18 protein-coding genes and 5 pseudogenes are annotated in these 23,598 nt (G+C 37.7%); 17 read left to right on the top strand and 6 right to left on the bottom strand.

Features of this window, described 5'->3' with window-relative positions:
* Positions 1-100: 100 nt before the first annotated feature.
* Complete coding sequence (locus ACFVS1_RS12055; protein ID WP_387547617.1) at positions 101-1,885, bottom strand: laminin G domain-containing metallophosphoesterase family protein; 1,785 nt, start codon at positions 1,883-1,885, stop codon at positions 101-103.
* A gap of 234 nt (positions 1,886-2,119) precedes the next feature.
* The gene (locus tag ACFVS1_RS12050; protein ID WP_387547614.1) at positions 2,120-2,542 is read right to left on the bottom strand and encodes a hypothetical protein; all 423 of its coding nucleotides are present in this window, start codon (positions 2,540-2,542) and stop codon (positions 2,120-2,122) included.
* A 291-nt stretch (positions 2,543-2,833) separates the two neighbouring features.
* On the opposite strand from ACFVS1_RS12050, the pseudogene ACFVS1_RS12045 reads away from it, so the two are divergent.
* Both ACFVS1_RS12045 and ACFVS1_RS12040 read left to right on the top strand, forming a co-directional pair.
* A pseudogene (locus ACFVS1_RS12045) lies at positions 2,834-3,136 on the top strand (class I SAM-dependent methyltransferase); the annotation flags it as partial.
* 159 nt (positions 3,137-3,295) lie between these two features.
* The gene (locus tag ACFVS1_RS12040) at positions 3,296-3,853 is read left to right on the top strand and encodes a GNAT family N-acetyltransferase (protein ID WP_387547611.1); all 558 of its coding nucleotides are present in this window, start codon (positions 3,296-3,298) and stop codon (positions 3,851-3,853) included.
* A gap of 438 nt (positions 3,854-4,291) precedes the next feature.
* Here the strand turns inward: ACFVS1_RS12040 and ACFVS1_RS12035 are convergent, their stop codons facing one another.
* Positions 4,292-4,618, bottom strand: coding sequence for an antibiotic biosynthesis monooxygenase family protein (locus ACFVS1_RS12035; RefSeq protein ID WP_387547608.1), 327 nt, complete (start codon positions 4,616-4,618; stop codon positions 4,292-4,294).
* Between the two features lie 207 nt (positions 4,619-4,825).
* Here ACFVS1_RS12035 and ACFVS1_RS12030 point away from each other — a divergent pair, with 207 nt between their 5' ends.
* From ACFVS1_RS12030 to abc-f, 4 genes and pseudogenes are all read left to right on the top strand, one after another.
* Positions 4,826-5,671: a nucleotidyltransferase domain-containing protein gene (locus tag ACFVS1_RS12030; RefSeq protein ID WP_387547605.1), complete on the top strand. Its 846-nt coding sequence runs from the start codon at positions 4,826-4,828 to the stop codon at positions 5,669-5,671.
* Between the two features lie 87 nt (positions 5,672-5,758).
* A pseudogene (locus ACFVS1_RS12025) lies at positions 5,759-5,974 on the top strand (dihydrofolate reductase family protein); the annotation flags it as partial.
* A 367-nt stretch (positions 5,975-6,341) separates the two neighbouring features.
* On the top strand, positions 6,342-7,211 hold the full coding sequence (locus tag ACFVS1_RS12020) for a cation diffusion facilitator family transporter (protein ID WP_387547602.1): 870 nt from the start codon (positions 6,342-6,344) through the stop codon (positions 7,209-7,211).
* 453 nt (positions 7,212-7,664) lie between these two features.
* A complete protein-coding gene (gene abc-f, locus ACFVS1_RS12015) occupies positions 7,665-9,293 on the top strand; it encodes a ribosomal protection-like ABC-F family protein (protein WP_387547599.1) in 1,629 nt (542 codons plus the stop codon).
* A 429-nt stretch (positions 9,294-9,722) separates the two neighbouring features.
* On the opposite strand, the gene ACFVS1_RS12010 is transcribed toward abc-f, so the two are convergent.
* Complete coding sequence (locus ACFVS1_RS12010; RefSeq protein WP_352921043.1) at positions 9,723-10,070, bottom strand: potassium channel family protein; 348 nt, start codon at positions 10,068-10,070, stop codon at positions 9,723-9,725.
* A gap of 193 nt (positions 10,071-10,263) precedes the next feature.
* Here ACFVS1_RS12010 and ACFVS1_RS12005 point away from each other — a divergent pair, with 193 nt between their 5' ends.
* Positions 10,264-10,689, top strand: a complete 426-nt coding sequence (locus ACFVS1_RS12005) for a VOC family protein (RefSeq protein WP_352921041.1) — start codon at positions 10,264-10,266, stop codon at positions 10,687-10,689.
* Between the two features lie 210 nt (positions 10,690-10,899).
* Here the strand turns inward: ACFVS1_RS12005 and ACFVS1_RS12000 are convergent, their stop codons facing one another.
* A complete protein-coding gene (locus ACFVS1_RS12000) occupies positions 10,900-11,172 on the bottom strand; it encodes a ribbon-helix-helix domain-containing protein (RefSeq protein WP_387547595.1) in 273 nt (90 codons plus the stop codon).
* Between the two features lie 304 nt (positions 11,173-11,476).
* Here ACFVS1_RS12000 and ACFVS1_RS11995 point away from each other — a divergent pair, with 304 nt between their 5' ends.
* From ACFVS1_RS11995 to ACFVS1_RS11970, 6 genes and pseudogenes are all read left to right on the top strand, one after another.
* Positions 11,477-11,686: a PTS lactose/cellobiose transporter subunit IIA gene (locus tag ACFVS1_RS11995; protein ID WP_387549326.1), complete on the top strand. Its 210-nt coding sequence runs from the start codon at positions 11,477-11,479 to the stop codon at positions 11,684-11,686.
* A gap of 222 nt (positions 11,687-11,908) precedes the next feature.
* Positions 11,909-12,811, top strand: coding sequence for an aldo/keto reductase (locus tag ACFVS1_RS11990; protein ID WP_352921037.1), 903 nt, complete (start codon positions 11,909-11,911; stop codon positions 12,809-12,811).
* A 200-nt stretch (positions 12,812-13,011) separates the two neighbouring features.
* Positions 13,012-13,509, top strand: coding sequence for an LURP-one-related/scramblase family protein (locus tag ACFVS1_RS11985; RefSeq protein ID WP_387547592.1), 498 nt, complete (start codon positions 13,012-13,014; stop codon positions 13,507-13,509).
* A 482-nt stretch (positions 13,510-13,991) separates the two neighbouring features.
* On the top strand, positions 13,992-15,089 hold the full coding sequence (locus ACFVS1_RS11980) for an L-dopachrome tautomerase-related protein (protein WP_387547590.1): 1,098 nt from the start codon (positions 13,992-13,994) through the stop codon (positions 15,087-15,089).
* A gap of 225 nt (positions 15,090-15,314) precedes the next feature.
* Positions 15,315-15,670 (top strand): annotated as a pseudogene (locus ACFVS1_RS11975) (VOC family protein).
* Positions 15,671-16,777: 1,107 nt separating this feature from the next.
* Positions 16,778-17,758: an SDR family oxidoreductase gene (locus tag ACFVS1_RS11970; RefSeq protein WP_352921031.1), complete on the top strand. Its 981-nt coding sequence runs from the start codon at positions 16,778-16,780 to the stop codon at positions 17,756-17,758.
* A gap of 267 nt (positions 17,759-18,025) precedes the next feature.
* Here ACFVS1_RS11970 and ACFVS1_RS11965 read toward each other — a convergent pair.
* Positions 18,026-18,557, bottom strand: a pseudogene (locus ACFVS1_RS11965) (MDR/zinc-dependent alcohol dehydrogenase-like family protein); the annotation flags it as partial.
* Positions 18,558-18,934: 377 nt separating this feature from the next.
* On the opposite strand from ACFVS1_RS11965, the gene ACFVS1_RS11960 reads away from it, so the two are divergent.
* From ACFVS1_RS11960 to ACFVS1_RS11945, 4 genes and pseudogenes are all read left to right on the top strand, one after another.
* On the top strand, positions 18,935-20,470 hold the full coding sequence (locus tag ACFVS1_RS11960) for a spore germination protein (protein ID WP_387547587.1): 1,536 nt from the start codon (positions 18,935-18,937) through the stop codon (positions 20,468-20,470).
* Between the two features lie 28 nt (positions 20,471-20,498).
* A complete protein-coding gene (locus ACFVS1_RS11955) occupies positions 20,499-21,578 on the top strand; it encodes a Ger(x)C family spore germination protein (RefSeq protein WP_387547584.1) in 1,080 nt (359 codons plus the stop codon).
* 26 nt (positions 21,579-21,604) lie between these two features.
* Complete coding sequence (locus ACFVS1_RS11950) at positions 21,605-22,693, top strand: GerAB/ArcD/ProY family transporter (protein ID WP_387547581.1); 1,089 nt, start codon at positions 21,605-21,607, stop codon at positions 22,691-22,693.
* Positions 22,694-23,308: 615 nt separating this feature from the next.
* A pseudogene (locus ACFVS1_RS11945) lies at positions 23,309-23,497 on the top strand (IS3 family transposase); the annotation flags it as partial.
* Positions 23,498-23,598: the final 101 nt, after the last annotated feature.

The following is a 23,598-nucleotide window of genomic DNA, read 5'->3' as shown; positions in this document are numbered from 1 at the left end:
ATCCTATTTGAACGACTCTAAACATAGGAGGGCACCCATTAAAGGAATTCACCCAGGTTACTTTAGATCGATCAGTTACACCTGGGGAATTGAATTTCATTTACCTAAAACTAAATCTTTTTTTAAAGTCCCAAGCCATTTTAAAGTAATTATTTTCATCTGTTAAAAATTTATAATCGATATAGGATTTTTCTTTTTTAGACATTTCGTCGACAAATGGGGAATAGGTCCGGAATAGCAATACATTTTTCTTTTCATCAAATTCTACAAGTCTTAGCCAGCCATTACCTCCTCGATAATTTGTTTGGTAATTGACCAGCATTTGAATGACATCATTTCCTGCTGAGTTTTGTTTTACCCGATGTGCTATCCCATAATAATGTCCATTAACCGTCATGAATACTTGATTATGGTTCTTTACCAGTTCATCCCAAATCAGCCGGCCATTAGACGATTCGACGGCAATGGTCTTATCATCCTTAACCTTCGGGAATATGATATCATGCGAGACGAGGATTGTCGGTTTATCTTTATGCTGATTTAGAACATTTTTTGACCACTCCAAGTCCTTATTCAGATTTTTCATATCCACTATTAAAATCAGATATTCATAACTCCCAGCCTTGGCGATTGCATATGAACTATACTGAGAGTGTGACGAGCCCTTATAGTATTTTTTATTTAAAAAACGCTTAGGCCCATAATGCGTTAAAAAAGGATCGCCGTCCGCATAGTCATGATTCCCAGCCGCCATCATATATGGAACTTCCTTTTTATCCAAATGGGAAATGGCTCCGAGGGAATTCAGCCATTGTTTTTCTGAATCACTATCGACTATGTCCCCGACAAATGTATTCATGATGATATTGTTCTTCTTGGTGTTATTTGAAATCCAGTTCATTTGGCTATTGAAAATCTCTGGATTTTGGCTTGAATATTTCTGGGTATCCGGGACAAAAAGAAAATTATAATTCTTTTTATTCGTTAGAAAGGGTAAAGCTTTGTTTGATCCTTCAAATGGTTCATCGTCACGGGCATCCTGTACAAGCCATTCTTTTTCAGTTAAAGCCTTATTAGCAATTCGTATTTGCTGGATATTCCCTTTGAATAGTGCATTAAACTTATTTCCCCACTCAGATGCTCCAATGTTCCAGCCTTTCCCTATAACTGCTGCAATACCGATTACTTTTTCCGATTTTCCGTAATCACTGACGCCATTCAAAGTCAGAGTCGTCGTGTTACCATCATTAACAACCGCCAAATGGTACCATTCCTCAGCATTTAATGATCGAGACCAATTACTTACATTATAATTTAAATTAGATGGATGGCTTGTCCAGTGGATTTTTTGATCACTTGATACAGTTAAAGCAGAAAGGATTTTCTTCTCGCCTTCCATTTTATTAAGATCTGCTGCCTGCCCTTGTCTAGAAAAAAGCCCCATGACATTCTTGGAATCACTTGGCAACTTGAACACTGCTTCAATGGTAAACCCCTTATCGAATATCTCCGAATTGATAGGGGAACTCTTTTTGGTTTTAAAATATCTTCCTGAAGGGGCGTTTTCGTAATTAGCGAACTTCAAGCTATCCACTTCTTCTTGATTATGATAATCTTCTTCGGACCATTGAATCATATTTTTTAATTCAGGCGAGGCAGGATCCCCTATCGTCACTAACTCTAAATCATTTCCATGTTTGCTTGTATCTTCTATAATTAAATTACCTTTATCGATTGAACCGCTTTTTACATGTTGTTTTGTGAATTTCCAATTTGCCACGATATGACTTCGATTATGTTCAGCAACGGAATCAGCCGATTTGGCAATACCAGGAACAATCATACATAAGAGTGAGAGACCTATTAATGCTTTTTTCATTCTCATAAAACATTCACCCCATTACATTTTGATTAATCGATATACATTTATCCTTTTTACTACCTGGATTAATTTGTTGCGAACTAAGCCTAGGTAGATTCCGTACAGCTGCAATATGGTATAGTTTGCTTATCTTCTCGATAACTTATTAAGGATGAGTAAAAAAGTCTTATTCTTTTAAAATGATTTAGGAGATAAGTCCTGATATGTGCAATTTATCTTGTTGAAATCAGGTAATTATCAAAAGAGATCAATTTCAATATGAAGGGTTTTGTTTGCAGTAATTTGAACTTCAGATGGGGTGGTAGGAAAACAAGCATACTGGTAATTGGAGTTATTGGACAAAACGAAGAAAAAGCAAAAAAAGAGACAGCCATAAGCTGTCTTTTTTTCACCACCTACAAATCCAAGTCCAACCAAATCCGGGAACCCATACTCTCCTACAGCGTGGATTCCATTGTCCGTGTTCCCACTGACCGCCGCCATGACCACCGCCGTGTCCGTCCCACTGACCGCCGCCATGACCACCGCCGTGTCCGTCCCACTGACCGCCGCCATGTCCACCGCCATGTCCGTCCCACTGACCACCGCCATGACCACCGCCATGACCACCACCGTGTCCGTCCCATTGACGACCGCCCGGGCCAGGTATTTGTTCTCCATCTATATAATAATGCACATTATTAGGGTAATAAGCGTAATTATAATTATACATTCAAGAAATCCTCCTTTTTTGTTTACCCTTTCAGACTATGTACAAAGGGTGAGAAGGGTCCTATATGGACAATGATGGACAACAAAACAGGGCTGCCTATTTATTGTTGTCAAAATAAAAGACAACAATATTAATGGCTGTTTTTTTTTTCACCTCCTAATGAATTTTAAACACTATGGGTGCTTAAGTTATTTTGTGATAATAATAAGAAAAAAATTATCCCTTTTTGACTTAACAAAACTTTTGTTTTCTCGGTTGAACATCCAATCTTTACTTCCCGCAACGAACAAGCTTGGTATGTAGATGATCACGGAAATCATCTGCATTGGCCAGTTGACAACTATCATTCCGAAGGTGTGAGGGAAACGACCTTCTTAACCGAAAACGTAGTCAAGTATCATGGTACGATATCAACATATATGAATGACTTAATTTGTGCTGGTTTCAGTGAAATGTTAAAAAGTGTTCCTGAAATGAAAGATGAAAATCGAAGGCCCATGTTTTTAATCATTTCAGCAGTAAAGGAAAAAAAATTCTTTTAATGAAGGAATTAAATAAATGGGAAAAAGGCGTTTCTACGAAGTAGGGACGCCTTTTAGTTATTAACATTAATTTTTAAGCAATAATGCATTGATTATCTGCTTTAATTAGGTAATGATTAAAATAGTTAAATATGGAAAAGAGATTTCGAGGAGGGAATGATGAAGAAGGTATTTCCGCTTATTGAAACAGAACGATTGATTTTAAGGGAAGTAACAATAGAAGACGCGAATGATATGTTTAAATATCTATCTGATACGGATGTAGTGAAGCCAATGGGATTAGATCCATGTCAAACCGTAAATGACGTATGGGATGAAATTAAGTGGTACGAATCTATATTCGAAGAATGCTCGGGAATCAGATGGGGAATTACATTAAAGAATTCCGGTAAGGTTATAGGAAGTTGTGGTTTTCTGAATATGGTCACCAAACATCATCGAGCTGAAATTGGATATGAATTAACTAAAGATCAATGGGGAAAAGGCATTGCGAGTGAAGCGTTGGAAGCAGTTGTTATGTATGGTTATCATCACTTTCACCTGGAAAGGATTGAAGCCTTGATTGAACCGGATAATCTCCCATCCCAAAAACTAGTGGAAAAGCAAGGCTTTAGAAGAGAAGGATTGCTAAGGCATTATGAATATACCTGTGGCAAATTCGATGATTTATATATGTACTCACTCATAAAAGAAGATTTTACCGGCATTTCCTTTTAATTATTCCGAAGCTCTTTTACTTTCCTGAGGTAATAATTTCCAATTATAAGGGGATTTTAGCGGTTTCATGTTGAAGACAAACTCAATGGAAAGCTAGAACTAAAATTTATGAATTTCACCCATAAAAAAACCACTTTTACTTTTTGGGGGTTTGTAAATTTGAACGTTGATTTCCATTCCAGGCACTCGCTTTCCGCGGGCGGTCCGGGAGCCTCCCTTTTCCCGCAGGAGTCTCGTACCTTCCATTCCAATCAACTAGAGTTATTTTGCACTTTAGGCTGTTCATCCCAAACCATTGTTTAAGACTAGTTTCCATTATAGGTTTTTACTGTTTTATGAAACAATTATTAGATTGAAGATATTTACTCTTACTACTGGAGAGTAACTGGCAGATACCAAAAGACGCTTGCGGTTAGAACGTTTTTTTAACTGAAGTCATTATTTGCTCGTATAATCTCTTTCAACCTTACAAATTCGGGTAGTGTATGACGAGTACCAATCTTTCATCCCTTTTTCTTGTGCCTTTTTGTGAGCCGCATTTTCCTTCCAAAGCCTAATGGCATCCAATGACTTCCAATAGGATACGGTAATTCCTAAACCGTTTTGATCTCTTACGCTTTCGACTCCTAAATAGCCGTCTTGTTGGGCGGCAAGTTCATCCATGAATTCAGCGGTTGAATTATAGCTTGCGGCATCCGTATCGCTTCTTTGCGAAGTGAAAATACAAGCGTAATAGGGCGGTTCGGGAGTATTTGCAAAAAACATGAAATGATGCCTCCTTTTAACTCAATATTCAAAATAATACCACATAGGCGAGAATGAGGATAGATGCTCGGTAAAGAGGTACTCAGTAAAGAAAACGAGGAGGTAAGAAGCTGTATATGTCACTGACATGGAATTCTACGGAAGGGATTTCATTCTGATTCACGAATATATATTACTTTGACGCTTTTACAAAAAAAGGAGATGGTTTTGTGTGCGGGATTTGTTAGCAAACATATAGAAAGAGATGCAATTTTACCGAAACAACGCGATATTCTTTTGGAAAATGCATTAAAAGATTTATCGGCAGATCCTGATGTTTTGGCTATTTACTTAGCCGGTTCATTAGCAAAAGGAAACCATGATAACTACTCTGATATAGATTTGCACACTATTGTCATACCTGAACGGAAAGGAGATTTTTTAAAGGGAAAAAGGAATAGAGCCAACAATTGGGGAGATGTGTCCTTTCACGAAGACTGCAATCCCTCTTCACCTTATGTCGTCACTCATTATAATATCTTTGTGAAAGTGGATAGCTGGTATCATGCACCTGAGGAAATTGTACCTTCCATTTGGTTAAAAGAGGTTGATGTTCTCTATGATCCTTTTAATATTATGAGTCATGTTGTTAAGGAATCAGCTAAGCTAGTGTATAAACCTTCACCTGATGAAGTTGAACATTGGAGAGGAAAGCTGCTTGCTTTTGTCCATGAAACCTATAGGGCCGTTATGAGAAGAGAAATGTTATATGCACTATCCAATCTTGATAGGATACGGTGGCTGATTGTGTCTGGGTGGTATATGGAAATGGAAAAACATGTAGATGTGCCCTATGGAGTATGGACAAAGATCGAGGGCAATAGAAGTAAATTAGCTGGAAAGCAATTAACCCTATTGGAAAGTTGGGATTGTGGCCGCGATTCAAATGAAATGATAAAAACATTGAGATGTATGATCCCAGAATTCCTTAGACTAAATAAATACCTATGTACGCAAGTGGGTGTCGAAATAAATGAAGACCATATCAAGAGGATAATGGATATGGCTATCTGAGTTATAGGACACTCGTTCATCGTGTAAAATGCGTAATCACTTTTGGAGGGGTGACTAAGTGGCAGAATTGGTATATCATGTAGCCGTGGAAAGCTATGGCTTTGCGGGGGCGGAGAACTGGCTGGAACGTTATTAAAACATAAACTCATTGATCAATTGGTGCTGAAAGTGAATCCAGTCATAATCGGTGAAGGCATTCCTCTTTTCGGCAGCGTTAAACCAAGTCTAAAATTAGATTTAGTTGAAATGAAACAATATCCAAACGGTGTGATTAAACCGACATATAATATTATTTATACTTAGGGCTGCGCTGGTGCAGCTTTTTTAATGCACATCAATGAACATTAAAAAGGTGAATTTTTCTTTATTGAAGATATAAAATGAAAATTAATTAGAAATTTATTTTTTGCAATCAAATGAAAGCGGAACATTATTTCGTTTTACTGCCGAAAAAACGATATAAATCTCATTTGAAGTTGGTTATTTTGCGGGGATGACATACGGGGATTTGGTCGAGGATTCATCAATATCATTCTTTTCAGATAGTTTGCCATATGCAACATAGTTATCTATATCTTACATATATAAAGCGATACAAAAAGGTTGCTATAGACCCACCCATTTTTAAGTTGATATGATATTCAGGTACTTAATTGTGGGGGGAAGTTGAATGGAAGAAGAAAAATATAATGACCTCAAATTAGGCGAACGTGGTGCAATCATTAGTATAATTGCGTATATTTGTCTATCAATAATGAAACTGGTTATAGGATACATAAGCGACTCAGCGGCCTTGAAAGCGGATGGTTTGAACAACACGACTGATATTATCGCGTCCATTGCCGTACTGATCGGTTTAAGGCTAGCTCAAAGACCCCCCGATAAAGATCATGGTTATGGTCATTGGAAAAGTGAAACGATTGCATCGATGGTAGCTTCATTCATCATGTTTGCTGTTGGTGTACAAGTATTGATAGATGCCGTTGCTTCCATGCTTAAAGGGGGTAAGGAATCACCTGACATTATTGCCGGGTATGTAGGTGTTTTATCAGCAATAGCCATGTATTTTGTATACCGATATAATAAAAAGCTTGCTATGAAAATTAACAGTAAAGCCGTTATGGCAGCTTCGAAAGATAATATTTCTGATGCTTGGGTAAGTATCGGAACTGCTATAGGGATTTTCGGCTCCCAATTGAACATGCCTTGGTTGGATCCACTTACTGCAGTCATTGTTGGATTATTAATATGCAAAACAGCCTGGGAGATTTTCATTCAAGCCTCGCATGAACTTTCTGACGGATTTGATGAAAATAAAATTCATCTATATAAGGACGTAATTACAAATGTCAATGGAGTCAAGGGGATAAAAGCAATTAAAGGGAGAAATTACGGGAACAATGAAGTGATTGATGTTGTCATCCTTGTCAATTCTACCTTGGATATTAAAGAAGCACATGATATAGCGACACATGTAGAAAAAGTGATGATGAAAGATCATGGAGTATTTGATGTTCATGTCCATGTCGAGCCCAATTAATTTCTCTTTTTATGAATTAAGAAAAAAAGGGTATAAATCTGCTTTACAAACATATGAATAATATGCAATCATTAATTCATTACATTGGAAGGAATAGGTACCTTATACAATGAAGCAGTAATCTTATCAAATAAACAGTAAATCTAAATCAATTTCAATGGGTGTTAACGGTTAGATATATTCAATGAAAATACGTGTCACTTTGTTTGCTTACCGTATTTTTCGGTAAGTTAAGTGAATTCACTTTTTCATTTGAACAAGAATCATTTTAGATACCCATGTGAGATTTTTTAATGATTATGTTTAGAGATGGGATACGTCTGTTCGTTTATAGGTACTAATTCATATACAACTACTTTTTCTGTTATCAAATCAGATGAAGTATATTTGGTTTATGTATATTAATTTAGTAGCAGGCGATCTCTCTCTAGAAAATTGGAGGGGGATTTTTTTATGTTATTTTTAAAAGTGAATGATTTAAAGAAAAGCTACGGGACCCGTGAAGTTCTTTCTGTTGATACACTTCATCTTTACAGTCATGACCGTGTTGGTTTGGTTGGCAGGAATGGAGAAGGTAAAACGACACTGCTTTCTATACTTGCGGGCGTGAGGGAACCCGATTCCGGCTATATAGAGAGCTATGGAACAATAAGCTATATCCCGCAGATGGAAGAAACTGAACAAGAAATAAGCGGTATATTAACGAGCATATGGAAAGTGCCCAGTGAGGATCAAGAAAACATAAGCGGCGGCGAACGTACTCGAAGAAAAATCGCCGCAGCCCTTTCTTCCAATTGTGATGTATTGATTGCGGATGAACCTACCAGTCATTTGGATATGTCCGGAATTGAACAATTGGAAAAGGATTTAAAATCTTTTAATGGCGCTATTTTGCTTACTTCACATGATAAAGCATTCTTGAATCATCTGTGTACAACAATATGGGAAGTTGAGCAAGGCAAGGTAACGGTATATGAAGGGAATTACGAAGCCTATATCAAACAAAAGCAAGCAAAAACAGAAAAGGAAAATAAGCAATATGAAGAGTATACCCGCGAAAAGAACCGGTTGAAACAGGCTGCACAAAACCTCCAAGCCAAATCTGATTCAATTAGGAAAGCCCCTAAACGAATGGGTAATTCAGAAGCAAGGCTGCATAAACGGAGCGCAGGGAAACAGAAGGCGAAATTGAACCGTTCTGCCGAAGCAATCGAAACTCGGATCGGAAAATTAGCAAAAAAAGAAAAACCGACGGAAGATCCTCCTATCATTTTTGATATTTCAGAATTTTCATCTTTGCATAGCAAAAGGGTCATTCGATTTAATGGCTGCTCACTGAAAGTCGGGTCAAGTATGCTGAAGCAACATATTTTTGGAGATGTCCAACTAGCTTGCAGACTCGCCATCAATGGTCAAAATGGTTCAGGAAAATCGACATTACTGAAAAAGATAGTAGAACGGCACCCAGATTTATATGTCGCGAAGCCGGCAAAGATTGGATTTTTTGCACAACAACAAGAAAATTTGAATGAAAGTAAAACGGTACTTGAAAATATATTGGAGGACAGTCCCTACAATCAGGCTTTTATTCGTACGCTATTATCACGATTAGCTTTTAAAGGAAATGACGTTCACAAACAAGTATCACTTTTAAGCGGTGGGGAAAGAGTCAGGGCTTCCCTAGCTAAAGTTTTTTTGGGGAACTATAATGTATTGGTTTTGGATGAACCAACAAATTACCTGGATATTCATACTAAAGAGGCTTTAACCGAAGTGTTAAAAGCATATCCAGGAACCATCGTTTTTGTGACTCATGATCGTTCATTGGTCCAATCGCTTGCAACGCATTCACTTTCATTTGAAGATGAACCTCCGAGAGTAAGTGCTATCAATCAGGAAACAACTAAATCGTCCACGCTTAAAGATGAACATCAAGATAATCAGGCTGAACTTCTTATGATTGAAGTGCAAATCATCGAGACACTTGGGAAGCTGTCCAGTGTTACGAAGGAAGAGGAGAAAGGTGAATTGGATAGGGAATACCTCCAACTCTTGAAGAAGAAAAAGGAGCTGGAAGAATAAGTGCCATCCATTATTAAAGGCCCTTCTTAATCGAGAGGGGCCATTTGATGAATAAAGAGCCGTAAAAGTAGGTGAAGAGAAAATAGCAATAAAATGGATTAGACCTAATTAACCTTGATTGGTATTAAATGGAGATTCTATCAAATGGCAGTTTTTCCGACATATAATCCCCATCCCGGACTTCATAGTAATATACGTTGGATGACGCTATATGGGGAAAGGGGGAAATTACGATTAAAATCAGTAATCCGTATCCTGCCATGATAGACTTGTGATCAAAACAACTGAAGAAAACCAATACATAGAGAAATAGAGGTCCTTGCACAAACTTCAGTAATTTGGGGGAGAATCTTCACTTGGTTCCTTTTAAACGGCGATATTTACATCAATCAAAAAGGAATGCTAATTATTGTAAGCATTCCTATGCATTCAGATTTTGCTGCTGTTGCTTTCGTTTTCCGGTTTCTTTATGATTGCGTATGCAAGGTATCCTATTAGCCCCATAAATAATCCGGTGCCGCCTACAATATAAATCATTGTAAACACTTTTCCTAATGCTGTCTGGGGTTCAAAACTGGGATGCCCAACCGTACTAAGAGTAACAACACAGAAGTAAAGGGATTCAATCACAGTCAGACCTTCCTGCTTAACATAGAAAATTGTGCCGGAAAGTAACATAACCAGGACCAATACGAAAAGAACCTGGAAGTTCTTCAATTTAAAAGCGGACCACAGAGCTTTTAGGAAACGTTTCAAGGTGAGGATAAATGAAATCATTGGTAATTTCTTTTCCTTTCTGTTTCATTTCAATAAGTAAAGTGAATTAGTATATCGAGCTTGATCAGTTAATCATTTTACTATACAGGAATTCCTATTAAATGGACAAAATAACGTATTGATTCTAATCTGGTATGAAATTAAAGCGTTGGGTGCCAATAGAAGGTGAAAGTAAATAAGAAGGAGGTCAATCATGAAACCACGTATTACTGTCATAACATTAGCTGTGGAAGATTTGGAAAAATCGCTGAAATTCTATCGGGATGGCCTGGGATTTCAAACAGAAGGAATAGTGGGCAAAGAATTTGAGCATGGAGCTGTTGCCTTTTTCGACCTGCAAAAAGGCTTGAAGCTTGCCATATGGAATCGAAGGGATATAGCTCATGAGGCCAAGGTTCCTTTGTCTCCGGCAAGTCCTACTGAATTTACCCTTGGTCACAATGTAGGTAGTAAAGAGGAAGTGAATATTGTGTTGGAAAAAGCAAAAAAAGCTGGCGCGATCATAACCGATCCGGCACATGACACTTTCTGGGGAGGATACTCTGCACACTTTCAAGACCCTGATGGACACCTTTGGGAAGTCGTTTGGAATCCGCAGTGGGACATCACAGAATCATGAATGTGATTCATTTCAAGTTGATCTCGCTGATTGGAACAGAAGGTACGAGACTCCTGCGGGAACAGCGTGTCTACGGGAGACCCCACAGGCGAAAGCCGAGGAGGCTCCCGGACAACCCGCGGAAAGCAACGTCCAAATTGTACAAGCCAAAAAACACCAGACAAACTCGATTTTCATCGAGTTTGCCTACTGTATGAACAAGCACTTTACCTAGGGGTTAAGTGCTTGTTTTTTATTAATGAATTCTCTACTCTTTGCAATCATTTCTTTATTCTTTTCTATCGCTTCGTTATTACTGTATTTCACCTGATTAACGGTCTCATTATCTTCCATGTATTCAAGCAACAGGTCTACAGCTTTATCCATCAATCTTTCGATAGGGATATTTCTTTCTTCAGCCAGATTAGCGAGTCTATTGGTCAAGTACGGATTGAAAGTAATGTTAATTGGTTTTCTCGTTTCAGAATTAATAAGTCGTTCCACCTACAATCTTTTTATCTATCATATACCTTTGTTTGAAGTTAAACAAATATGTGTAGGGAAATGTATGACGGCTTGTACAGAATGGAAGAGGCAGGGAGCTTTTTTTTGCTGTTTTAGGTGAAGCAAGGATTCTACACTCCTATGATTTAAAAGTTTGTAACACAAACCATATTTTCAATAAAAATATTGACATGGGGGATGAAAAAGGAGTACCTGTAGATACAATAAATCCAATGCACTATGGATCATGTAATGGCAAGGAAGTATGGCGTACGGCCCCCAATTAATTTCAAAATAACATACTATCAAAAGGAGTGTTAATAAAGCAAAAACGAAAGAGGATCTATCAGAATTATCATTTCAATTCATTCTCCATAGCGGGAATGCCCGCAGTTGTGCAATGGAAGCCATCGCCTTGCAAAAACAAGGTAAATCAAGTGATGCTCAGGATAAATTAAAGGAAGCTGATCATGAGTTTGTTGCGGCAGCCTTTTTCTATGTTCATAACGTATGAACTTGCACGAGAAGGCGGCGATATAATTCTTCATGAACCTAAGCTAAATAAATATGGCAGATAAGGGTCACTCAAGATTAGGAATCTCCGAAAATTTAAATTATACTAAGGTTCATGGCAGTAGTAGCTATGGATACTGACACTGATTAGCGAAGGGTAGTCATGATAGAAAACAAAAAACTAATTAGCAAGCCCAATCATGTTATAAAAGGGGAGAAAAACATGCAAAGAGTCAATCTAACTGATGAGCTTAGCCTTTCACGAATTGTACACGGTATGTGGAGATTGGCAGATTGGAGATTTTCTAGCGAGGAAATCCTATCTCTTATTGAACACGGAATGGATCGGGGCATCACTACATATGATCACGCCGATATATATGGAAGTTATACGTGTGAGGAGATTTTTGGGAATGCACTTTCATTAAAGCCATCTTTACGCGATAAAATGGAGATTGTTACGAAATGTGGCATAGTTCTTAAATCAGAAAACCGTCCTTCTCATAAAAGTCACCATTATGACACGAGTAAAGCCCATATCATAAAGTCTGTTGATCAATCTCTTATGAATCTTAAAACGGATTATATTGATCTGTTACTCATTCATCGTCCTGATCCCCTGATGGACCCTGCGGAAACGGCTGAGGCGTTTAATCAATTAAAGGAATCAGGAAAGGTCCGAAACTTTGGAGTATCCAACTTCAAAAAACCGCAATGGGATATGCTTCAATCTTATCTAGAATATCCGCTTGTGACGAATCAGCTGGAGCTTTCTGCATACAATCTTGAAAACTTCGAAGATGGAACCATGAACTTATGTCAGGAAAAGGGCGTGGCGCCGATGGCATGGTCACCGCTTGCAGGTGGAAGCATTTTTGAGGAATCGAATGAAAAGGCTGTTCGCTTAAGAAAAACGTTAGAAATCGTAAAAGAAGAGATCGGGGCCAATGGAATAGATGAAGTGATGTATGCATGGCTGTTGAGACATCCTGCAAAAATCATTCCAATCGTTGGATCCGGTAAGAAAGAACGACTGGACAGCGCCATTGATTCACTGAACCTAAGCATGGAAAAAGAGCAATGGTTTAACATTTTAACCAGCTCGATGGGACATGATATTCCCTAATAAACAGACCATGAACAAAAAGAATGGGACTTCCAAGAGGGGGTCTTTTCTTTTTGCGTAAAAATTGGGAATCACTCAGTTGTAGACAGGGAGGGCGCTTTTGAGTGAAGCTATTATTTGGAATTTAATGCATAAGCTTGAAACCAATGCCCATTTCAAACGTAAGTAATGTAAAAGACTTAAGGTTGGGAGGCATAAGTATGAGTCAGCTTTATATAAAGCAGAAGGTATTCAGTCTTAGCGGGAAATTTACAGTAAAGGATCAGCAGGAGAATGATATATATTACGTGGAGGGAAGTTTTATGCAAGTACCAAAGACTTTCTCCATTATGAATACAGCAAGAGATGAAGTAGCACTTATTACGAAAAAGGTGTTCAGCTTTTTACCAAAGTTTTTGGTTGAGGTGAATGGTCGAGAGGTATTAACAATAAAGAAGGAATTTTCCTTCTTAAAAGCACGATATACAATTGATGCGGCAGGCATTGAAGTACATGGTAATTGGTGGGATATGGATTTTCAAGTTTTACAGCATGGCAAAATCGTAGGTGAAGTGGGCAAGGAGTGGTTCACTTGGGGCGATAGCTACAAGGTTCAAATAATTGATGAAGAGATGGAAACCATTATTATTGCACTCGTTGTTGCAATTGATTGTGTGAAGGCTGATCAAGCAGCTTCTTCCTCAGCAGCGTCGATTTAAAGTAGAGTGTAAAGTTAAAAGGCTGACAGTTTTTAAAAAGTCACTGCTTGAATAGGTGCGACGAACCGTATCATAAGTAAATGAGGTTCTTAAATAATCTATTTTAAATGAATATCCGCCTACTTTATCGGCTTCTAAAAATTCTTACTAATGCTCAGGATGAAAAAGTTACACTAAACTTAAAAATACTCCCTTTTAAAGGAGACAGATTTATTTTCTAACCAGGCTGCTGGACGGGAGCAAATCATAATAGTTTTAATGTTAGTTCTAAAATTGACTGCAACCGTAAATTCAGATGCTCTCATTCCCCGTCTTTGGAAAGCCAGTGGAAGTTTGAATCAATTTATCGAAACTCCCATGTTTCTCCTGGATTAATAAATCCACAGCATCCATCAAGATAGAAAATTTATCAAGAACCAGGCACTACAAAAAAATTTCATCATATATAGGTGATATCAGTTGGATTTGATGAGGAGGATATCATGCAACCTATGTTACCTATGGAAAAATATTTTGGACAGTTTGAACTGGTGCATGCTTTTTATGGGGCTATGCCTACAGGTGTCAGCGTTTCCGAAACCGGTCGTATTTTTGTATGCTTTCCGAAATGGGGAGACGACGTTCAATTTACTGTGGCGGAAATTGTTGAAGGTGAATTGCAGCCTTATCCCAGTATAGAAACCAATTTAGTTAATACTGAGAATATTACGATGTCTTTCGTCAGTGTCCAAAGTATCGTTGCTGATGGAAGAGGAACACTTTGGGTACTAGATACAGGGGCACCAAATTTTTCTGAACCTATTCAAGGGGGGGCAAAATTAGTTGCTGTTGATTTAAGCACGAATACAATAAGGAGAGTATATACCTTTACAGAAGATGTTGTCTTGCCAACAACTTATCTGAATGATGTCCGTTTAGATTTTCGGGTTGGAAGAGCAGGCTTTGCATATATAACGGATTCTTCTTCCAGAGGGCCAGGGGCTATTATCGTCGTAGATTTAGAAAATGGGAACGCGTTTAGACGGTTAAATGGGGCAATATCAACTTCACCTGATCCCTATTTTTTACCGAAAGTAGAAGGTGAAATTTTAATGAATCGAAACCCGGACGGCTCGACTTCCCCATTTAGATTGGCTTCCGATAGTTTAGCGATTTCTCCTGATGGAAAGGTTTTATTTTATGCTCCGCTAACCAGCCGTCAGCTGTTCTCAATCTCAACTGAAGCCCTAAGGGACAGAAGGATACAGGACCTGAATTTATCTCAATATGTGCAGTATTTGGGGGAAAAAGGTGCGTCTGATGGAATGATCACCGGCGCAAAAGGAACCGTTTATGCGGGAGACTATGAAAACAATAGTATCCGGAAGATATTGCCGAATGGGGCAATGGAAACCATCGCACATGACCCGAGAATTTTATGGCCGGATACTTTTTCGATTGGCACCGATCAATATTTATATGTCATAGTGAATCAATTACATCGGCAGGCGAGGTTTCATTATGGAAGAGACCTGCGGGAAAAACCATATAGTTTACTTCGTATGAAAATTGATGAATTCCCTGCTCCTACCTTTTCATAGTAATCGTAAACGAAGGTAGCTATCCCACATTAGGGAGCTGCCTTTTTTGTCAGATATTCCCGCCACTGTCCTATAATAATGAAGTGACTTAACTCAAATTGAAAAAATAAAGCACCATAGGCATGAAGCTACATAAGTATCAACTTACGGTAAGAGGAAAAATTTTGAACAAAACCAGGAGGTAATCAGGGAAGATTAGTTCACTTCGAAATTCATGTGGATGACATGGAACGGGCAAAGAAATTTTATGGTGAGGTATTTGGATGGTCATTTCAAGATTGGAGTGATTTCGCAGGAATGCCTTACTTGGGAGCGGTGACTGGCGATTTAGAATGAACCTGGGATTAATGGTGCTTTTATGCAGCGTCAAAGTCCCGCAGGAAGCAGGCCAAGCTCTTAATGGGTATGCTTGTACAATGGGTGTCGATAATTATTACGAAGCGGAAGCCAAAATTCTTGAGTATGGCGGCAAGGTCGCATTGCCCAAATATGCACTGCCTGGAATGGCGTGGCAAGGATCCTATATTTATACCGAAGGGAATATATTCGGAATTCATCAAGCTGATGAGAATGCAAAATAGGATCCATGTTTGGTGAATAAAGATGGATCGGGAACCACTCTTTTGTTTCTTACGCGGGTTGGTTTTCTTTGCTGAGAAAGAGATATGAGATTGCCTGGAAGCAATCCCTTTCAACACTTCTTTTAGAAATTCCACGATAATCACCCCAATTTCCATAATGGAGACAAGAGAAGCTCCTAACCACCAAATGGAGATGAAACTTTCTTTATTAATAATAAAAAGTGACAGTGTATTGCGCCCACAGAAGTAGACATGTATAAATTCGGGAAAACCTGCCCACCAAGTTTTTATATTCGTTCTCGGGCGCGATTCTTGAATAATTTTGGTATTGCTTTTATATGGTTCGTAACGTTTTTAATAGCATTAACGGGGCAGGATAATTCAACAAGAGATTCCATAAAAGTTCACTTTTTTTATCTACATCTAGGCTTCTTTATAAGTCGAAAGCATTGATAATAAAATCCTGCATAAACGATAAAAAATAGACAAATACAGTGTCCGAGTCGTGCACTGACTCTCTGTTTCCGAATTTCCGCATGCCAACCCACGAGCCTGTTACCAGGCCCGCAGCATTGGACGGGGATAGTTTTTGCGTCAAAACTAGTGGCTTGAGCCACACTATATAAACTCGACTTCTTGTCGCACCGTAATCACAGTTATCGGAATATAGAAAAGGCCATTGGTAGAGGGATAATTGACAAAGCGTATCGCGCCAATAAACGATTAACCTGTAGTATATAAAGAAGAAGAGAAACTAACAAGCTGCTTCTAGGCAAGGCAGCTATTCATTTTCTAAATCTAGAATCCTTGCTATAAGCTTTTACATAATCAAAAATAGAAAAAATAAAGAAAACACCTGAAATAAATGTTTCGGGGGTTTTCTTCCTATGAGTTCGTTTAATGTAAACTAGAACCATCCAGCAACCACTGAACAATTAACTATCTGGTGGCGCCTAAAGGTCAGTACAATAAAGAAAAAAGGTGTCTCTTTTGAGGAAGAATACGCTTCTGTTTGAAAGTAAACCACTTTTTTCGCATTTTTTACATTATTTATAGTAAACAACATAAACATTCTATAGAAGGAAATTATTTCTATTGGAGGTTTCCATGGATCAAAAGGATCAAAGTCGTCAATTAGACCAAATAAAGCAAATGCAACAAATGTTTAAAGCGAACATGAAAACTCACCCTTATCCCATGTACCCTAACTATGGGAAAATCACACGTTACGAAGAAATCCCGATAAGTTTACCTGAACAGCGCCAGCTGCGCCATCCCGGAGTGGAAAAATTGATGGTACCCCTTCCAATTATCGAAAACCCGAACTATAAAGGGAGTGGAAAGTTAACAGGAAAAGTAGCACTTATTACAGGGGGGGACAGTGGTATTGGTGCAGCAGTAGCAATTGCGTTTGCTAAAGAAGGCGCAGATGTTGCTATTTCATACTTAGATGAACATGAGGATGCAAATAGAACAAAAACGAGGATTGAGCAACTCGGACAACGTTGTTTTCTAATGCCTGGTGACTTGCGAGACAAACAACAGTGTATCTCCATTGTAGAACAAACTGTAAATACGTTTGGACGTCTCGATATTCTTTGTAACCACGTTGGTATTCAATTCCAACAACTAAGTCTGCTTGACATTACAGATGAGCAATTCGATGACACCTTCAAAGTTAATATATACTCTCATTTTTACACAACAAGAGCAGCGCTTCCTCATTTAAAACCAGGCAGCTCAATCATTGGCACTTCTTCAGTGGTGACGTATGTAGGTGAGCAGCAAATGATTGATTATACGGCCACAAAAGGCGCAATAGTTGGTTGGACACGTGCCTTGGCTAAAAATGTCGTGAAACAAGGGATCCGAGTCAATGCCGTCGCCCCCGGCCGAATTTGGACCCCGCTTATTTCAGCAAGTTTCTCGTCAGACCAAGTCGCTGTATATGGAGCATTTAATCCAATGGAACGAGTTGCCCATCCATTCGAACTCGCACCAACCTTTGTCTATCTTGCTTCTGATGATTCTCGTTTTGTTACTGGTCAAGTTCTTCATGTTGATGGGGGAGAATCCACACATTCCTAATGGAAGGGGGTTACCATTTTGAGATATGAATTTAATCCAGAAGTAAAGCTATTGCTAGTAAACCATTCAAATGAAAAAGTAAAGATGGTCTATATGGAGGATTCCTGGCCAATGTCTAAAATAGCACTTAGACCACCATACTATTGCTATCCAAGTTACGAGCTGAATTATCCAATAATCTAATAATAACAGACAAAAAGACTTCTATACACAGTGTGGAAGTCATTCAACATTCGCTTAGGGTTCGCAATTATGCAAACTTTCCATTCATCCATTTAAACTAATAAGAAAATAGGATAACGGTTTTAAAACGACTTTTATACAGTCGTCCTCACGATTATTAAACATTTGATAACCATGACTTGCTTATCCAAGGGCCACTTTGTGTGTGGTCAAACTCGTTATTCGTTATTTTTTCAAATAATTTAGTATGAATGATGCCTGCCCCATTCTCAGATTGATATTTCTAATCCAACCCAATGGAAACACATTAAAGTTGCCCCCTTAAACACCCATTAATTGGACCGTTCCATATTTTTGCACAGCTTTTGTAGAAATTTGAATAGGTCCGAGGGTTCTACCTTGGCAACTTTAATTATTGTTCAAGAATCTCCAAAGGTGATTTATTCCCGTCCATACCTACACAATCAATGACTAATCTGCCCCGCCATGGGTGATTTCTTCAAATTCTCACCCATATCTGGATATTCTGTAAATTCAAAAACCTCAACATTGCTCATTTTTTTAGCATGATTAATTCGATATAATCAACAGCTATCACACGTTCTGCGTCTTTCATCATATGCAAATTTTTGACGGTGGAAATGCATATTTAGATAATGGCACGTTAATGAAGCAACTAAAAAAGGTCTAACTGAATTAGGTATAAAATTGAGGGGAGCATTAGAGTTTAAAATCCATTCGTTGATTTAAGAGAGCCTTTTGGCTCTTTTTATTTTGAAAAAGTTTTAACTTTGTAAATTTGTGTTTTGCTGTCCGACCCTACCCCTACAGGATTATTTCTATTAGGATCATGGTCCTTTGCTTACTCTAAGCTTTATTATGTAAACTGGAGAGGGTAATTTTACTTATTATAAAACGGATTTACATAAATATGGGGATGCTTTCACATAATATAGAAGGATATGAATTCCTTTTTAATAGGGAGGTGATTAGATGTTCTTCAAAAAACGAAAGATTAGAAATAATATAGACAAAAAGGCCGTGACTGAGAATTCACAAGATATTGGCCAGCTATTTGCTAAGGTTAAAAAATCCAGTGATTTTAAACAATTTCCACTTACGGATGAAGCGGGACATTTAATCATTTCTTACTACAATACACTGGTCGATCAACAACAACTCCAACTGAAAATTTTAATGATTTTCCGAGAAACCCCTTTTGAACTAGACAGGCTAGAGAAAATTGATGATATAAAGAAAATCATCGCAATAGAAGATATTATAATAACGGATAATCGGAACGAAGCTGAATCAAAGTTACTTAAAGGGTATGCGATACTTCAAATGAAGGAAAATGATCAAAGGGTTGCTTTAATTCTCTTATCTAATGATAAAGCTGGATTGCGTGAACAAAATAACGTTGAAAATGAGTTTAGTGTGGTGGGGCCACAAATTGGTTTTCTTGAGAATATTGATGTAAATATACATTTATTAAGACAACAAATAAATACAACTGATTTAATTTTGAAGGAACTAATCATTGGTTCTACTTCAAATACTCGGGTTATTATTGCTCATATTGATGGGATTACGAGCGAGCAGCATGTTAATACCATGACCCAACGGCTTCAAGATATTGATTTTGATGTCATTTTTGATACTGCTCTGCTGCATCAATTTATAGAAGATAATTCCCTTACACCGTTTCCTTTGCTTCTGCCAACTGAACGTGTGGATAGGGCGGTTCAAGCTCTTATTAACGGACAAGTAGCTGTTTTAAGTAGTGGGTCGCCATATGTCATTACAGGTCCTTCTACGATCATTGATTATTTTATTTCACCTGAAGATTACTTTCTCCCATGGGTTCTTGCATCTTTTTTTCGTTTAATACGGGTATTCAGTGTCCTTTTCTCCATTTTTGGAACATCTATTTATATAGCCGTTATCACTTACCATTACGAGATGATTCCAAACGATTTATTCGGTTCACTTAGTACTTCTCGTTATAATGTCCCATTTCCGCCGGTATTAGAGGTGATTTTTCTGGAATTCACGATTGAACTATTACGTGAAGCGGGAGTCCGGTTACCTACAAAGGTAGGACAAACATTGGGAATAGTGGGCGGTATTGTTATCGGCCAAGCGTCAGTTGAGGCGTCCCTTACAAGTAATGTCTTACTCATTATAGTCGCCTTATCTGCCTTAGCATCCTTTACTACACCCATTTATAAAATGTCGAACACTATACGTTTTTTACGTTTTCCTTTAATTCTCTTCGCATCCATTTGGGGGGGACTAGGTATCGTTATAGGGATTGCCTTTTTAATCATTCACCTTACACGGTTAGAATCTTTAGGAACACCCTATACCGTTCCATTTTATCCTTTTAGGCGTGAGGATTTAACGGACAGCCTGATTCGTGCCCCTTATAGTAAAACATCCAAAAGGCCAAATTATTTACGTCCTAAATCAATTTGGAGATACCACCCACATAATCACAAAAAAAAGAAAAGTGATTTTGATGAATAATCAGGAAAGGATCATAAAGGTGAAGTAAATGAAATTATGTTTTCTGTTAACTTTTAGCTTAACTTTCTTTTTATCAGGGTGTGGTATACATGAGAGGATCATTGATGAAGTTCAGATAATTGAAGCTCTAGGATATGATCGGGAAGAAGGCAAAGTTAAAGGAATTGCTATTTATCCTACTTTCGCAGAGCAGGGAAATATCAAATTGAAGATTTATAAAACGGTGTCCGATTCATATGAAGACATAATCCCGAGAATGAATGCAAAATCAGCCTATCCTATTGAGACAGGAAAATTAGATTTTTTGTTGTTCGGCAAGGAATACGCCACACAAGGGATCGAAGATGTTATCACTAATTTTGCCCGAAATCCAAATACAGCGAGTCGAATGCAGTTGGGAATTGCTGAAAACACAGCCGAAGATATACTTCAATCCAGTAAACATGTGAATCTTTCATTCCATTTAAGTGAAAAAATCAATCAAAACATAAAAAGTGGTAATTTGCCAAAAATGAATCTGCACATGTTTTTGAACCATTATCATCAAGAAGGGAGGGATCAAATTTTACCTTACTTTATCCTAGAGGAAAATCAAATTAAAATTGACGGGTTAGCTTTATTAAAAAACGGGAAGTACATAAATCATATTAATTTAAGACAGTCCTTAATTCTAAAAACATTAGTAGATGGGTCTCAAAATGGACAATATAAAACCAAAATCACGCAAAATAAAAAGGAAGGTTTTATTCTCTTGAAAAACCTGGATGCAAAAACTACATATACAGTTGAGAAAAGCGAAGGCATTCCGAGTATATTCATTGATTTAACCATCCATGCAGAGATTGAAAAAGCATCATCCTGGTTTGATTTAAAAAAAGAAAAAGATATTGTAAAATTGGAACGAATTTTAAATGTACACTTTAAGGAAGAGGTCCAACATTTAATTTCACTGGCACAAGGATACAATGTAGATCCCATTGGGTTGGGAGAAAAGGTTAAAGCCAACTCAAGAAATTGGGACTATCAACGGTTTATGGACATATATCCAAAAGTAAAAACCACTGTTCACACAAATATTGACATCCTAAATACAGGTATTGAAGAGTAAGTCTGCATGATAAGAGGAGGAGCCACGTGAAATCATTACTAGACGAACGACATTTAGTATCTGCCTTTTACGTTTTCTTTCTGATCTACACGAATATTGTTGGCATAGGAATCATGAGTTTTCAACGAGATATAACGAAGGACGCAGGTTATGATGCATGGATATCCATCATTTTATCAAGTATAAGCATTCATATACTAGTTTGGATGATCTATCGTATTCTTGGAATTGCTAAAAATGATGTCATACATGTTCACAAAATATGCTTTGGAAAATGGATTGGCGGACTGTTCAATATTTTCGTGATTTTCTACTTTCTTATATTAGCGTTAATTGTTTTCCGTGTTTATATTGAAGTTGTTCAAGTTTGGCTGTTTCCCTTAATGAAGACCTGGCAAATAAGCCTCATTCTTCTAGTCCTCATTTATTACGTTGTATCCGGTGGATTCCGCGTGATTACTGGAATGTGTTTCTGGGGAACTATCATACCTTTTATTATCCTGTTTCCCCTTAATTTTTTTTCGTTGGAATTTGCCAATTTTCACAATTTATTACCCGTCTTTAACCACTCTCTGAAGGAAATCGTATCATCCTCTAAAGCTATGTTGTTTCAGTATGTTGGCTTTGAGACCTTATTCATGTTCTACCCATTCATAAAAAATCCAAACAGATCACAGAAATGGGCCCATTTTGGACTTTTGTTCTCAAGCTTACTTTATCTAATAGTAGCACTCATCACATTTGTTTTCTTTAGTGAAGGACAATTAAACCATACAATATGGCCAACATTAGCTCAAATGAAAATTGCGAAATTCCCTCTAATAGAAAGAGTCGAATTTATCGCTGTTTCAATTTGGTTACTTCTCATAGTGCCCAATATCAGTGTGAAAATATGGGCAGGTTGTCGTGCTATTAAGAAAGTAATAAATGTGAAACAACGTATAAGTCTGTTCATTGTACTGATCCTATTCTTTATTATAGCTAATGTGCTCAAAGAGAGGAGTCAAATAGAGCGATTAAATGAAATGTATTCAAACATTGCTTTTTACTTTGTGTATCTATATACCCCTTTTCTCTTTTTGTACATTCATATTAAGCATAAAATAACTAAGTAGGATGGAAAGCTCTAGAAACTTATCATACATTCTGGGTAGATCGTTTAGTTAGGATTCAACAGAAAAGGTCTGCCGTTTACATTTGGGAAGGTGATCCATTCCAAATGACAGAAATTACAATGGATGGTCCTAAACTAAGTGAGGTTTTAGTTCGCCTTATTGCGTCGGGATTTGTCACACTGATGTGGAGTTAGTATAGTTTCATGGCCACTTTTAGTTAAGTCCTTAGAATGATTTTTGAGAGGATGTGTCCGTCTGGGTAATTCGGTCAAAGAATTATGCAACGAATAGGGCGTATCAGAAGATCATTTATAAATGGGTTAAAGAATATACTCCATTCGGTTTAAGGGAAGAGTCCATGACTCCAAAGGAATTAGCTGCCATACAGAAGGAAAACCTTTGATACGACTAAACTATTTGAAGGGACTGATAATGGCTGCTACTTGGGATTTCTAGTATTTCACACATCTTCTATACAGGATATTGTTTCTTTCTTGTGTTCCACAATAAATTCGGTAAGATCTGTTTCGGTTACTTTTTCGCGAATATGGCCTTAGCCATTTTTAAGATTTCAACTTCTTACTTTAACCGAATCACGAACAGGAAAACCAAGAACTCACGAAGGAAATTCATCTCATATACCTGGAAAGTAAGGGACGATATGGGGCTCCAAAGATCCATGAAAGCTTATTAACCAAAGGGTTATCCCTAAGTCTAATGCGTGTTCACCGCTTAATGAGAAGGCGAGAATTCGTTCTATTACTAAGAAAAAACACCGCCCCTATCCATCTAAAGAAAAGGTAATTCAATTGTATAATTTGTTAAAACGAGATTTCACTACCCAGACCATTAATGAGAAATGGGTAAATGACATTACATATTTGATTTTTAATAGAAAGGGACTT

The sequence above is a fragment of the Peribacillus sp. NPDC058075 genome, from assembly GCF_042885195.1.
Classification (GTDB): Bacteria; Bacillota; Bacilli; order Bacillales; family DSM-1321; genus Peribacillus.
This window is presented reverse-complemented; position numbering and strand designations above follow the sequence as displayed.